The 14,269-nt window shown below is 50.6% G+C and carries 13 protein-coding genes; 10 read left to right on the top strand and 3 right to left on the bottom strand.

The window, feature by feature from the left end; genetic code table 11:
• Window positions 1-51 precede the first annotated feature (51 nt).
• Window positions 52-828 carry an enoyl-ACP reductase FabI gene (gene fabI / locus HCG48_RS19815; protein ID WP_168570709.1) on the top strand — a complete coding sequence of 259 codons (777 nt, stop codon included), beginning with the start codon at window positions 52-54 and terminating at the stop codon, window positions 826-828.
• A 224-nt stretch (window positions 829-1,052) separates the two neighbouring features.
• Window positions 1,053-1,709: an imidazoleglycerol-phosphate dehydratase HisB gene (gene hisB / locus HCG48_RS19810; RefSeq protein ID WP_168570708.1), complete on the top strand. Its 657-nt coding sequence runs from the start codon at window positions 1,053-1,055 to the stop codon at window positions 1,707-1,709.
• Window positions 1,710-1,744: 35 nt separating this feature from the next.
• Here hisB and HCG48_RS19805 read toward each other — a convergent pair whose 3' ends face one another.
• Window positions 1,745-1,969: a hypothetical protein gene (locus tag HCG48_RS19805; protein WP_168570707.1), complete on the bottom strand. Its 225-nt coding sequence runs from the start codon at window positions 1,967-1,969 to the stop codon at window positions 1,745-1,747.
• A 51-nt stretch (window positions 1,970-2,020) separates the two neighbouring features.
• On the opposite strand from HCG48_RS19805, the gene HCG48_RS19800 reads away from it, so the two are divergent.
• The 4 genes from HCG48_RS19800 to HCG48_RS19785 all read left to right on the top strand — a co-directional run bounded on the left by HCG48_RS19800 (window position 2,021) and on the right by HCG48_RS19785 (window position 8,409).
• Window positions 2,021-2,905, top strand: a complete 885-nt coding sequence (locus HCG48_RS19800) for a Tab2/Atab2 family RNA-binding protein (protein WP_168570706.1) — start codon at window positions 2,021-2,023, stop codon at window positions 2,903-2,905.
• Window positions 2,906-3,025: 120 nt separating this feature from the next.
• The gene (locus HCG48_RS19795; RefSeq protein WP_168570705.1) at window positions 3,026-4,339 is read left to right on the top strand and encodes a TldD/PmbA family protein; all 1,314 of its coding nucleotides are present in this window, start codon (window positions 3,026-3,028) and stop codon (window positions 4,337-4,339) included.
• Between the two features lie 152 nt (window positions 4,340-4,491).
• Window positions 4,492-7,188 (top strand): chloride channel protein, encoded by a 2,697-nt coding sequence (locus HCG48_RS19790; RefSeq protein ID WP_168570704.1) that lies wholly within the window; start codon window positions 4,492-4,494, stop codon window positions 7,186-7,188.
• A 102-nt stretch (window positions 7,189-7,290) separates the two neighbouring features.
• Window positions 7,291-8,409, top strand: coding sequence for a glycosyltransferase family 4 protein (locus HCG48_RS19785; protein ID WP_168570703.1), 1,119 nt, complete (start codon window positions 7,291-7,293; stop codon window positions 8,407-8,409).
• 205 nt (window positions 8,410-8,614) lie between these two features.
• On the opposite strand, the gene HCG48_RS19780 is transcribed toward HCG48_RS19785, so the two are convergent.
• Complete coding sequence (locus HCG48_RS19780; protein ID WP_168567323.1) at window positions 8,615-8,824, bottom strand: hypothetical protein; 210 nt, start codon at window positions 8,822-8,824, stop codon at window positions 8,615-8,617.
• A gap of 289 nt (window positions 8,825-9,113) precedes the next feature.
• The gene (locus tag HCG48_RS19775; protein ID WP_168570702.1) at window positions 9,114-10,247 is read right to left on the bottom strand and encodes a cob(I)yrinic acid a,c-diamide adenosyltransferase; all 1,134 of its coding nucleotides are present in this window, start codon (window positions 10,245-10,247) and stop codon (window positions 9,114-9,116) included.
• A gap of 226 nt (window positions 10,248-10,473) precedes the next feature.
• Between HCG48_RS19775 and fraC the strand changes: the two genes are divergently transcribed.
• The 4 genes from fraC (at window position 10,474) to larE (ending at window position 13,881) form a co-directional block, all read left to right on the top strand.
• A complete protein-coding gene (fraC, locus tag HCG48_RS19770; protein ID WP_168570701.1) occupies window positions 10,474-11,007 on the top strand; it encodes a filament integrity protein FraC in 534 nt (177 codons plus the stop codon).
• 1 nt (window position 11,008) lies between these two features.
• Window positions 11,009-12,103: a DUF5357 family protein gene (locus tag HCG48_RS19765; protein ID WP_168570700.1), complete on the top strand. Its 1,095-nt coding sequence runs from the start codon at window positions 11,009-11,011 to the stop codon at window positions 12,101-12,103.
• Between the two features lie 78 nt (window positions 12,104-12,181).
• Window positions 12,182-12,955 carry an ABC transporter permease gene (locus HCG48_RS19760; RefSeq protein ID WP_168570699.1) on the top strand — a complete coding sequence of 258 codons (774 nt, stop codon included), beginning with the start codon at window positions 12,182-12,184 and terminating at the stop codon, window positions 12,953-12,955.
• 95 nt (window positions 12,956-13,050) lie between these two features.
• On the top strand, window positions 13,051-13,881 hold the full coding sequence (gene larE / locus HCG48_RS19755; protein ID WP_168570698.1) for an ATP-dependent sacrificial sulfur transferase LarE: 831 nt from the start codon (window positions 13,051-13,053) through the stop codon (window positions 13,879-13,881).
• The last annotated feature ends 388 nt before the right edge of the window (window positions 13,882-14,269 follow it).

Raw genomic sequence — 14,269 nt, 5'->3', positions numbered from 1 at the left:
TTCTCGGTTGTAGATTGAGCTGCTCGGTAATTGTTCCTAAAAGAAACATCCATGCTTGATTTAACCGGAAAAAATGCCCTCGTCACTGGTATCGCCAACAATCGCTCCATCGCTTGGGGCATTGCCCAAAAACTACACGAAGCAGGAGCCAATCTCGGCGTCACCTATCTCCCCGACGACAAAGGCAAAATAGAGCGTAAAGTCGGCGAACTCGTCGAACCCCTCAATCCCAGCTTGTTCGTCCCCTGTAACGTCCAAGACGACAGCCAGATCGAATCGACCTTTGCAACTGTTCAAGAAAAATGGGGCAAACTCGACATCCTCATCCACTGTCTCGCCTTTGCGGGAAAAGACGAACTGACCGGGGATTTTAGCAACACCTCCCGGGAAGGTTTCGCCCGGGCTTTAGATATCAGTTCCTATTCTTTAGTCGCCATGTCCAAAGCTGCCAAACCCTTAATGACCGAAGGCGGCAGCATCGTCACCCTCAGTTACTTGGGCGGAGTACGCGTCGTTCCCAACTACAACGTCATGGGGATTGCCAAAGCGGCTTTAGAAATGAACGTGCGCTATCTCGCCGCCGAACTCGGTTCCCAAAATGTCCGCGTCAACGCCATTTCTGCCGGACCGATCCGCACTTTAGCCTCTTCCGCCGTGGGAGGAATTCGCGACATGATCCACCACGTCGAAGAGGTGGCGCCTTTAAAACGCAGTGTCACTCAAGAAGAGGTCGGGGGTGCGGCGGCTTTCTTGTGTAGCGACCTGTCCAGTGGGATTACGGGACAAGTGCTGTATGTAGATTCGGGCTATTGCATTATGGGGATGTAGGGAAGCATCGAAAAGTCAGACGTCACAAGCCTACAGTGCGGGCAAAATGCCCGCCTGGGAGGAGAATGAGGGAGTTGGGAGTCGGGAGTCGGGAAAGTTTTGACTCCGAACTGATTTCCGATGCCCTACCTGCGGTACTCTAAACTCTCAACTCTCAACTCTCAAACCCCGAGTCAAAAACGGCGATAATAAAGGGTGTTGAGCGAGCTTAAGAATTAGAGACTATGCAAACGAGCGATCGTAGCCGCAGTGCGACCGAGAACGCGGTAGTCAATGGGGTGCAGCAAGCTTTAGTGCGGCGGGCTTCCGTGCGCCGAACGACGGGGGAGACTGATGTTGAGGTGAGTGTAGACCTCGACGGGTCCGGTCGGTGTACGGCTCAAACGGGAATTCCGTTTCTCGATCACATGCTGCACCAGATTTCCTCCCACGGTCTGATCGATCTCGACGTTAAGGCGACTGGGGATTTGGAAATTGACGACCACCACACTAATGAAGATGTGGGAATTACCCTCGGTCAGGCGCTGGCGAAGGCGTTGGGCGATCGCAAGGGCATCGTTCGCTTCGGTCATTTTATCGCTCCCCTGGACGAAGCCTTGATTCAAGTCTCCCTCGATTTTTCCGGGCGACCTCATTTGAGTTACGGTTTAGAGATTCCTACGGAGCGCGTCGGAACTTACGATACCCAATTGGTGCGCGAGTTTTTCGTGGCGATCGTCAATCACACCCAAATGACGTTACACGTGCGCCAACTCGACGGGATCAACTCCCATCACATCATCGAAGCGACCTTTAAAGCCTTTGCGAAAGCGATCCGCATGGCGGTAGAAATCGACCCGCGACGGGCGAGCGAAATTCCGAGTTCTAAAGGCGTTTTGTAAGCCGTTCTCGGAAAAGATGGCTCGGCGCGATCGCGTTAAAACGCTCCTTCCTGCGAACCCGAGGGAGGAGCGATCGATCGCGGAACCGTCGTGCGATCGCGCCGCAGTTGGAAGCGGGAACTCGGGTAAAAACACCAGGAGTGGAGCGATTTGCACGGGCGGATCGGCGTGGGGTGAAAAGGGGGTCTCGACGTTCCCTTCTCAACGGTGAGTACGGCGATCGATTCTGTTGATTGCGGGCGATCGGGAGAGGCTCCCATTGATGATAGGATGGCAGATAAACGGTATTCTGGGGCAATTACGCAAAACTGATGGGCAAAACGTGGGAACTGGATTTTTATTCAAAACCGATTCTTGACGAAAACGGAAAGAAACTATGGGAAGTGCTCATCTGCGAGAGTCTGTGTCAGCCTTGCTCTCCTGAAACGACGGGATTTCGCTACAGCAAATATTATCCGAGTACGGAAGTCAATTCGATCGCCCTCGGTCAAGCCATTGAGGAGGCGATCGCCGAAGCGGGAGAACCGCCGACCCAAATCCGCTTTTTCCGGCGACAGATGAATAACATGATTACGAAAGCGTGCAAGGATTTGGGCATGGCGTCAAAACCGAGTCGCCGGACTCTAACCTTACTGTCTTGGTTGGAGGAGCGATCGCAGCAGGTCTACCCCCACGAACCGGGTTACGACGAAGCGGCGGCTAAAAGCACCTCGGTCAAAATGGAGTCCCTACCGCCGCAACGGCTTCCCGACGCGCTCATCGGTCAAAAATGGGCGTTTGTCTCCTTGGAAGCGGAGGCATTTGCCGACTTTAACGAGTGGGAGATCGGCTTTGGCGAAGCGTTTCCGATCCTCGGGGACAAAAGTTTGGTGCCGGATCTCTCCCCCAACAGCTCAATTCCCGGTTTAATTATCTTTTCTTCCCGAGCCCTACCGATGGCGGCGTGGATTTCCGGGATCGAGTTGGCGTTTCTGCGCTTTGACGGGAAGGAACAACCGCGTTTGATCTTGGAAACCGGACCGAATGAAAGCTGGATTTTAGCCAATATTAACGATCGCAAAACCCAGAAGGAAGCGGAAGGGTTTGAAGCGGCGAAAACGAAAGCCAGTGGGGTTCACTTTTTAGCCGTTCAGTCCGATCCGAACTCGGAATCGTTTGCGGGATTTTGGCTATTACGCGAAGTCGAATTAGCGTAAAGTAATTTATATATACCCTACGGATATTCTCAACTCAGGCGTACAGAAGACATCGAAGTTGCCAGCGATCGAGCGGACTGCTGAGGGCTTCTGCGTGCAATACGGACACCTAACAAGATCATGGGATCTGAAAATTTACAACTCGAACAACTGGCACAACAGTTATTGGATTTGGCTCGTCGATCCGGTGCCGAAGCTGCCGAAGTCCTCCAGTCGCGATCGCATTCTCGACCCGTCTTTTTTGAAGCGAATCGACTCAAACAACTCGAAAGTACCCAATCGGAAGGGACGGCCCTGCGAGTATGGAGAAATGGCAGACCGGGATTGGCGGTGGCTTACGGCCCAGTAGACCCGCAAAGTTTGGTCGATAAAGCCTTGGCGTTGGGGGAGTTGAACGAACCGGAAACGATCGAGTTAGCTCATCCTCAAGCCTGTCTCTATCCGGATATCGGCGAAGCGGTTGCCGTGGAACAGTTGGTGGAATGGGGCCGGATGGCGATCGCCTTGATTCGCGAGGCGTATCCGGAAATTCTCTGTACGGCGGAATGGGATTGCGAGGTGGAAACCACCCGCTTGATGAATTCCAACGGTTTGGAATGCGCCTATACGGATACGACGTTAAGCTGTTATCTGTCGGCGGAATGGGTACGCGGTGACGATTTTCTCAGCGTCTCCGACGGACAAACCCAACGGGGAAAATTGGATCCGGTTTCGGTGGTCAACCAAATTTTGCAACGGTTGGAATGGAGTCGGGACAACGTGGCGCCGCCGATCGGACGAGTACCGATTTTGTTTACGGCGAAGGCGGCGGACATGCTGTGGGGGGCGTTACAGGCGGCGCTCAATGGCAAACGGGTTTTAGAACGGGCTTCGCCGTGGAGCGATCGCCTCGGACAGGTGGTGACCTCTCCCTCCCTGACGATTTGTCAAGATCCGACGGCGGGACCGTTTAGCTGTCCGTTCGACGATGAAGGGACGCCGACCCGACCGATTACGTTTGTTCGAGAGGGAATTTTACAGAATTTCTACAGCGATCGCGTCACCGGAAATCGCTTGGGAACGGGAACCACGGGGAACGGGTTTCGCCCCAGTTTGGGGAGTTATCCGACGCCGGGATTGTTTAATTTCCTCATCCAACCCGGTCGGACTTCGTTCGAGGAGTCGATCGCCAGTATCTCCCGAGGGGCGATCGTCGATCAAATTCTAGGTTCGGGCGCCGGAATTTCCGGAGATTTCTCCATTAATGTCGATCTTGGCTATCGGGTCGAGAACGGTCAAGTCGTCGGTCGCATTAAAGATACGATGGTGGCGGGCAATGTATACGCCGCCCTCAAGCAACTGGTGACGATCTGTTCCGATGCGGAGTGGAATGGTTCTTGTTATACGCCGTCGTTAATCGTGGAGGGCTTATCGGTGACCGGGAAGCAGGGGTGAGGTACCCAAAAGTGAGAGAAGCAGCTAAAGACGAGCGCAGAAGTTCGATCTAAACCAAAGAGCGCACAAGCAATAAATATTGAAAGAGAGAATTCTGTCACGCGGCCAAAATCCCTTAGTCTAAAATCTAAAATCTAAAATCCAAAATCAATATGTGGCGTTGGGGGTATTATTCTCTCGTAAAAGACTGGAATCGGGCGATCGCCTCGATTCTCAAACCCAAACGCCTAGCGATTCTCGAAGCTTGCGCGATCGGGTTGATCTCTGGAATTGCGGCAGTATTGCTCATGCAAGGGGTCGGCTCCCTCGGCACCTGGCGGGTCGGTTTGTCGCGGACCTTTGCGATCTCGATCTACTTACCGATTCTCGGAATAGTCGGCGGGTTTCTCGCCGGGTGGCTGGTGGAACGGTGGGCGCCGGAAACCACGGGAAGTGGCATTCCCCAGGTGAAAGCCGCATTTGCCGGACTCAACTTTCCCCTGGATTGGCGGGTGGCGATCGTCAAATTATTCGGCACGATCCTCACCGTCGGTTCCGGACTCACCCTCGGTCGCCAAGGGCCTACGGTTCAAATCGGCGCCGCCCTCGCCGCTCAACTCAGTCGCTGGCTTCCCACTTCCCCAGACTACCGCAAACAACTGATCGCGGCAGGCGCCGCCGCCGGATTGGCTGCCGGATTTAACACCCCGATCGCCGGAGTGCTGTTCGCCGTCGAAGAACTCCTACAAGACATTTCCGGCTTCAGCCTCGGTCCGGCTCTCATTGCCTCCTTCATCGGCGCCGCAGTCTCGCGAATTCTCGGCGGTCGCGGTTTAGACCTCGGCTTGCCCCTGAGTGCGTCCCAAACGAGCTTCTCCGCCCAAGAAATCCCCTTTTATCTCTTCCTCGGCATTCTCGCCGGAGCCTTCGGCACCCTGTTCAGTCGCGGTATTGTCGAAGCGGTCAAATTCAATCGCCGCTTTCTGAGCCTTCCCTTACCGTGGCGAGTGGCTCTCGCCGGAGCGATCTGCTCCACCGTCGTCGCCCATTTGCCCCCCCTATTCCGCAGCAATACGGGGTTGCGGGAATTTCTGCTCGCCGGACAAGCGGATGCCTCGGTGACGGCGATCGCCTTTGTCGCACACTTCTTGCTCACCTTAATCGCCGCCGGATCGGGGGCACCCGGGGGCTTATTTGCCCCCTGTCTGGTCCTCGGTTCGGCATTGGGTTACCTAGTCGGCTTGTGGCAGGCGAGTTTATTAGGGGTAGGGTTGCCGACCACCTACGCCCTCACCGGAATGGGGGCGTTTTTCTGTGCCGTGTGTAAAGCGCCGATTACGGCGGTGGTGATGATTTTCGAGATTACGATGGATTTTAATCTCGTGCTGCCGTTGATGGTCGGCTCCGTGGTCGCTTACTCGGTCTCCGAAACCCTGGCGAAAGGATCCCTTTACGATTGGTTGTTGAAACTCAAAGGGGTGGAACTGAAAAAAGACAAACCGGGAGACAGTCCCCTCGGCGGCTTGACGGCGGGCCAGGTGATGCAGCATCGCGTCGAAACCCTCAGCAGCGACATGTCTTTAGAAGAGACGATGCAGGCGTTCGCGCGATCGCATCATCGCGGGTTCCCGGTGGTGGAAGGTAAAAAACTCGTCGGCATTATTACCCAAAGGGATTTGGTGGAGATCCGAAAAAGGGATCCCGACCCGACGACTCCCCTGCGCGACATCATGACTGTGACCCCGGTGACGGTTTCGACAGAAGAATCCTTGAGCGAGGTTCTCTACGAACTCGATCGCTACCAACTCAGTCGCCTCCCGGTGATCGAACGGGGTAAATTGGTCGGGATTATTACCCGCAGCGACATCATTCGCGCGGAAAGCGCCCATTTGACGGGCAAACACGTCGAAACCCGCCATCCGGATCCGTCTTACGTGGTCTATCAGACGCGCGGCCCGGCGACGGGGGCCGGACGGTTGTTAGTACCGTTGGGGAATCCGGCGACCGCTCCGGCGTTGCTACAATTGGCGGCGGCGATCGCCCGCGATCTCAACTACGAAATTGAATGTTTACGCGCCATCCCCGTTTCCCGACATTGCGCCCCCCACGAAAGCCGGGTCGAAGTTACCGCCAGTCGTCGCCTGCTGCAACACGCCCAACGGTTGGCACGGCGCTGGGACATCCCGATTCATACCCAAATCCGGGTCACTCACGACGTGTCTGATGCGATTCTCGAAACGATTGAAGAGCGCCACATCGATTTATTGTTGATGGGGTGGAAAGGGCGCACCTCTTCCCCGGCGCGCATTTTTGGCGATATTGTCGATACGGCGATCCGTCAGGCGCCTTGTGATGTGGTGATGGTTAAATGGGGGGTAGAACTGAAAAAAGAGCTCGAATATCGCCAAGCGGAACCGCTAGAGGTGACTACCCGGTTTAATTTGCGCTTAAATCGCTGGTTGGTGCCGATTCGTGGCAGCGAAAGCGCGATCGCGACGATTCACTTGTTACCGTCGTTGGTGGCGATCGCCGATCGCCCCGAAGTGTATTTATGTCAGATCTTGTCTCCCGATCTGCGATCGCTCGATCGCAAAATCTTGAGTCGAGCCCGGGGTATTCTGGCAAAAAAAGTCAATTATCCGGTGTTTTCCGCCCACCGACGCGGTAATTCGGTTCCCGAGGTCACTATCGACTTAGCCCAGCAGAAACAGTGCGATGCGATCGTCGTCGGCGCCAGTCGCGAAGGGTTGTTAAAACAAGCCCTTGAAGGCAATATTCCCGAGGCGATCGCCCGTCAGAGCAAATCCACGGTGTTTTTGGTGCGTAGCGCGATCGCCAATTCACAATTTCGGGCGATCGAGGGAAGATAGAGAGCGGGAATGGAAAATCGGGAGTTGACGAGAGTCTAGTTTCTAAACTCATTAAAAATTAAGATAAACTCTCTCGATCTAAGCCTTCGATCTTTGATTGTTATGTTTCATTTTAAAGCTGATTTTACCGCCTTTAACTCCTTCTCCGATATTACTTTATCCCTGGCCAAACATTTAACAGGTCTGGGCATCCCCGTATCTTTACAAAGATCGGAAATTAGCGCGGCGTTTGTGGCAGAAGATGAATCGAATTATGCCACGATCGCCCAATTAATGAAACCCGAACCCTATCGGCGCTGTCAAATTAAATGGTCTCATTATTGGCCCGCCACTGCCGCCTTACAGCTCGACGGCGAACTCAATTTTGAACTATTTGCCATTAACTATCACTTCACCCGCGATCGCGAACCGTTCGATCTCTGGCTGCAAGAATCTATCGGTAATCCCTATAACAAACTCGCCATCAGTCAATTTTGTCGTGACGTTCTCATTCAAGCCGGATGCAATCCCGAGCGAATCTTTGTTTTACCTTTAGCCTTTAATCCCCTCCTTTCCGAACTTCCTTTCGTCGCCAAACCGTCGGAGAATAGCGGGGTTAAACGAATTTTGCATTGCACCTCCTCCGCCGATTTATATCGGTTCGGAACGGACTTACTGTTAACCGCTTATTGCGAGGAGTTTTACGGCGACACTCAGATCGAGCTAGTGCTTAAAGAAGGTCAATCTCAACATTGTTTGCTCGATCGCTACATTCAGATGGCGCGCGATCGCTTCGGAACGGGAATGCCTCGAATTCGCTATATTAAACGATTTCTAAATAAAGCCGAACTCGCTCAACTCTATTACTCCGTCGATGGATTTGTTGCTCCTTTTCGGGGCGAAGGATTCGCTATTAAAATTTTAGATGCGTTTGCGGCTGGATTGCCCGTCGCTTTACCACTTTATGGCGGTCCCACGGAATATGCAGATCGCAACAATTGCTATCCGATTGAATACGATTTGGTTCCGGTGGGTCATTGTTTGGATACCCAAAATTTGGCGTTAAGAAATGCCCCCCACTGGGCCGAATCTAAAATAAGTTCTTTACGGCAACAATTACGGGCGATCGTCGAAGATTCCCAACGATTTGAACGGGCGCAAAAGGCACGCAATCGGGCGTTACAGTTTTCTTGGTCGGCGGCGGCGCAAAGGTTGGAAAGTTTAGTTAAGGAAAGGTTATAAAATAAAATACACAGGCGATCGCCCGGGGTTAAATAAACGGGAGGCGATCGCCTTTTGTTCAATTCAAATCGTCTTTAAACGGATGTTTAAATACCGGAGAACCCAGTAGGAATTGGGTTGTAAAACCCTCTAGAACAGTAGGGTAGGGGTTGGCTGACCAAACCCCTACTAGATTTTTTTTCTTATTTTCTTTATAAACAGTCTCTTACAATTGAACGGGTTCTTTTAACCAAAGTTTTTCCAATTCTTCAACGGTTCGCCAGTGGGTACCGAAAATTGGCAGCGCTAAGGAACAGGTTTTCCAATCGCCACGAACGGGGACGCCCAGTTTATGACAAGACCCCCCACGCCGTCCTTCGATTTGGTAATGTTGACAGTAGCGACAACGGGAAGCCGAATATCGATTGTCTGTCATGACCTTAATTGAACTCGGAGCGACACTTTCCACGATGGAGCACCAATAAAAGAATGAGGGTGAGAATGAGGTCGGTTTTTTGTGACAAATACGCTTGACAAATGCGTCAGTTTATGGATTGAGCGATCGCCCGTCGAAGCGCACCGAGGAGATCTCTACAGCCGGGGCGATCGCCGATCCGGAGGGAAATCGAGGGAGGAAATAGGCAAGTCGGGCAACAGAAAACCCACAAAAAGAGAGGGCGATCGCCCTCCCTTGCGTTGACCCCTTGACCGTCCAGTTTTAGGGTTTAAAAATCCACGCCGCGCTTGAGTTCCACCCCTTGATTGGCGTAATGCTTGTGGCAGTACACTTCCGAATGGACCGAGGCGAGGTCGAAGTAAGGCGGAATATTTTGACAGCGCCCGGTAATAATCACTTCCGTATCTTTGGGCTTGCGTAGCAACGCTTCGACAATCGGTTCGACGGGAAGCAATTCCAAATCCACCGTGGGATTGAGTTCGTCGAGAATAATCGTTTTGTACAGTCCCGAGGCGATCGCCGCCCGGGCAATTTCCCAACCCCGTTCCGCTTCGACGTAATCGATTTCCTTTTGCTGGTTGCGCCAGACGATCGCATCGGCGCCGCAGCGCTGGTGATCCACCAAATTCGGATAACTTTGCTGCAACGCAGAGATCGCAGCATCTTCCGTATAACCGCTACCGCCTTTAAGCCACTGCACGATCAAGACCCGGTGCGATCGATCTTGACCGATCCCTTTTCCGATCGCCTGTAGCGCTTTTCCCAGGGCGCTAGTGGACTTACCTTTTCCCGATCCGGTATAGATCTCGATTCCAGTAATCCCCCGTTCCGACGCCATCGCATGTAAGTGGGCCTTCATTTCCGAGTGCAAGTCGGCAATTTCGAGCAATTGGGGCGGCGCCGATCGCCCGGTCGCAATAATTTCGAGGTGTTCGGGCTTGTTGAGCAACGTTTTAACCACGTCGTCCACCGCCAACAAGCCGAGATCCAACACCGGATTGAGTTCGTCCAAAACGACCACGGAATATAAACCCGAGGCGATCGCCCCTTTCGCCACATCCCAACCGCGCTGGGCTTCGAGGCGATCGAAGCGAGTAATTTCCTCCGCACTGAAAAACTCCGCCCGACCCGTGCGAACCTGGTCGATCAGGTGGGGAAACCCTCGTTGTAGGGCTTCGATCGCCGCATCTTCCTCATAGTCGCGTTCGGGGCCTTTGAGAAAGCGCAACAGCAGCACCCGGCTTTGCTGGGGGGTATTGATCCCCAATCCGATCGAGCGCAAGACGACCCCGAGGGCAGCTTGAGACTTACCTTTCCCCGCACCGTCATAAACGTGTATTTGACCGATAATGCGCTCGCTGCGGGCTGCTGCCGTGCGAATCCCGATCCCAGTCCTTGTCATAAACTCCCCGTCATTTCTCGTCGAATCCAATCTTGGAGAAGGTTGAGCCGAGTTAACCTTTCCTAGCAAACTTACGAATCGTAGCACAATCTGCGAACATTTTTACTGTCCTTACAAGCGGACAGTCGATTCAATTTTGATTCGCTTGAAATCCATTATAAAACTAAAGTAGACTCAAAAGGTAAGCTCGGCAAAAACTCAGCTAAACGAGGAGAACATCGCGATCGTGACCGATACCCTTCCGTTTCCTACGATTTTATTTCAAAGCTTCTTTGTTATGCTGGCGATCGCCATCGAATCTTCCGTATTTCACTATCGCTTAAATTTAAGTCGAAAAGACAGCATAGAATATGCAGGCTGCATTAACTTGTTTGCTACTATTTTTGGATGGTTGATGTTTTTTTATACCGAAGCGCTTTTACCAGAAAACCTCCGATTGAGATTGATCGAGTTCGTGTTCTTCAATCGTTATTTTGTCGAAGACTTAACCCCGATCTTGGCAATTGTTTTTTTCGCCTTCTTTTCGACCTTTTTTGTTAAAGTTTTAGGCGCAAAACTCATCAATCGAATGCGCCATATTAATGAAGCACTGACCGTAGACGAACAACGAGAAACAGAAGAAAAATTTCACAAACGTAAAACCGAAAGTTATATTACCGAACGCCGTCAAGCCCTCGCTATTTTAAGAGGTCATTCCTACAGTCATACTTCGATCTTACTCATTTTATTACTCAAAGACTTAACCCCGTTGGGAAGATAACGTGAATTTCCTGGGTACAGTGATCGACTATTTAGCCAAGGAATTAAAACCCCCACAACCTTTTTCTTGGCAGACCTTGATTCTTTTAAGTTTATTTTCAGCCGCAATGGCATATGTCGCTACCCTCGTTCCTTCTCCGACCTCATTCGTTCATAATTTTATTAAATTTTGCGGTTGGTTTTTTCTGATTTTAGGGGCGATCTGGTGGCAACTGGAAAAACCTTTAAAATTATTTGGTTTAAAAATCGGTTGGTGGGCGATCGCTATTCCCATTGATGTTTTGATTTTCACCCATATTAATTATTCTTTTAAATCCCTACCTTTTATTAGTTTGCCGATTTTAGCCGGATTTTTGAGTCTGATTCGCATTTTTTTTAGACGAACTTTTTATCCTACCTTTCCGCCGCCGGAACTGCGCCTGTCCGCAACGATTATTTTTTTGGTTCACGTCTTGATAAGTTGCTGGATTCAATTTTATTTTGTTTTAAGTGATTGGTCTTCCGATTATCCGACTTTAAGTAGTGAAAATCTCGATCGCAGTTCCTTTGTTTTTGATTTTCGATGGGTCGATCGCCGACGAGACCGGGGGGAATACGCGATCGAGACAATGGAAGGGTTTTTAAAAAGTAATATTCAAGGGAAACCCTGGGAAAATGTACCCCAATTCATGCAAAATTTAGAAATCCGTCCGGGTAGACTAGATCTCGACGAACCCGTTAAAGGGAGAATGGTTCAACTCCCGGAAAATTCTTTATGGTCTTTTAAAGCAAATAGCGTTCAAACCAATGCGGGTTATCGATTGCAATTGCTAGCCATTTGGGAAGGACCGAGGATGGAAAAAGAACAATTTTATTTTGAGAAGTTGTGCGAAATTTCTCAAAATTTCGTGCAACCCCGATCGCCAGACAGTCCGTTACCCGATTTAGGGCGATCGCGCGGTAATATCGAATGCGAACCGACAATCGATTTATTTTACGAATCGCCTCCCTCGCGGTTAAATATGGAAGGCGATCGCGCGCCCATGGAGAATCCACCGACCCCAGAAACGGAAGATTCGCCGCCACCGCGATCGACCTCCGAACCGATCGATACCTAATCACTGGGGTCAAAATTTAGTCGAGATCCGCATCGAAAACAAGTCATCATATTGTCAGATCATGAGGAGGAGGATCTTGTGAATTTTGCAAGAATTTTTGCGATCGCCAACAATGTATTTTCTGAGGTTATTCGCGACCGCGTTTTGTACTTAATTGGCTTATTTGTTTTATTTCTCGCCGGGATAATTCGCCTGTTGCCAGAATTAGCAGCCCAAACCCATAATAAAATGATCGTCGATATCGGGATTGCGGCGATCGGCATTCTCGGACTGATCGTCACTGCTTTTGTAGGAACGGGATTAATTAATAAAGAGATCGAACGGCGAACAGTTTTGGTTTTGCTGTCAAAACCGATCGGTCGCGCCGAATTAATTGTCGGCAAGCATTTGGGGCTTTCTGGGGTTTTGGCGGTCTTAATTAGTTCGACTACCCTATTTTATTTCATCCTGTTAGCTATCAACGATATTCGCTTCCCCTTCGGGAGTTTGTTAGTGGCGATGCTTTATCTTTTTCTAGAATTGTCTTTGCTAACCGCAGTGGCGATCCTTTTTGGGGTATTGACCAGTTCGTTACTGGCAACTTTACTAACTTTTGGGATTTATGTCATCGGACATTTGAGTGCGGATATTCTCAAAGCCGGAGAATTGAGTCAAAGTCCGTCCCTAGAAGCGATTACGAAAGGAATTTATTTCATTATCCCCAATTTATCCCGATTGGATTTAAAAAATGATGCAGTGTACGGCGTTTTGCCGGATCTGATGACGTTACTGCTCAATGCGGGATATGCCTTGATTTACATTGTTTTGCTTTTGGCGATCGCCAACTTAATTTTTGCCCGCCGCGAGTTTTGAGCGATCGCCTTTGCAAAATCGTTACAATATTCAATAGCCGATCGAAAAATTGGCAATTCTTGGAAAGATTATCTCATTTTCTAACTGATTCAACCATGACAATTGACGCCAAACTCGAACGACTGCAAGCCTTGTTTTCCGAAATGGATCGCGCCTTAATTGCCTATTCTGGAGGGATTGACAGCACTTTAGTCGCGAAAGTCGCGTGGGATGTCCTCGGCGATCGCGCTTTGGCGGTGACGGCGGTGTCTCCGTCCCTACTTCCGGAAGACCTCGAAGATGCGCGGGTTCAAGCGGCGGCGATCGGGATCCCTCATGAAGAGGTCCAGACCCACGAAATGGCGAATCCCAACTACACCTCCAATCCGGTCAATCGGTGTTATTTCTGCAAAAGCGAACTTCACGACACCCTCAAACCCCTTGCCCTTTCTAGAGGTTATCCCTATGTAGTCGATGGGGTAAATGCGGATGACTTGCACGATTACCGTCCCGGAATCCAGGCGGCGAAAGAACGCGGGGCGCGATCGCCTTTGGCGGAAGTGGGAATTAGCAAGGCGGAAGTCCGCCAAATCGCCCGCCACCTCGCTTTACCCTGGTGGGACAAACCCGCCCAACCCTGTTTGAGTTCGCGCTTCCCCTACGGCGAAGAAATTACCGTTGCGAAGTTGCAGCGTGTCGGACGCGCCGAACGGTATTTGCGCGAGTTGGGGTGGAAAAATTTGCGGGTGCGATCGGAAGGAGACACCGCCAAAATTGAATTATTGCCGGAACAAATTAAGGAATTCGTATTAGCCACGGAGTTACCCGATTTAGTCTCGGCGTTTCAAGAATTTGGCTTTGTTTATGTCACTTTGGATTTGGAAGGATATCGCAGTGGCAAACTCAATCAAGTTTTAGCCCCAGAATTGCTTGAGGCTCGAACTTAGTCAATGGTTTGCCTATCTTTGAAATAAGATGAAGATCGGCCATTGACAAAAGCAATATAGGAATATAGAGGATACGGCAATGCCGTATCCCTACGGAGGTTTTAGATGTTTTGATGGGGTAAATATTTAGGGGATATTTGATGAAGGATAACCGGGTATCTTTCATTAAAGATTTCAATCAAAAAATCTCAATCAAAAAATTTCATCGAATGATGATGTATCGGATAAAATGACATAATCTGAAATTTAAATTTTTTATGTAACCCAGAATACATTCATTGAACGGAGAGGGAGAAAAACACTTTATAGTAAAGTTTGAACCTGTGCTAAGGAACGGCAAGAGTTGAAAAATATCCCCAAAAAAACTCGTCAATCTAGCACGATCGCC

The organism is Oxynema aestuarii AP17 (assembly GCF_012295525.1).
Lineage (GTDB): Bacteria > Cyanobacteriota > Cyanobacteriia > Cyanobacteriales > Laspinemataceae > Oxynema > Oxynema aestuarii.
This window is presented reverse-complemented; position numbering and strand designations above follow the sequence as displayed.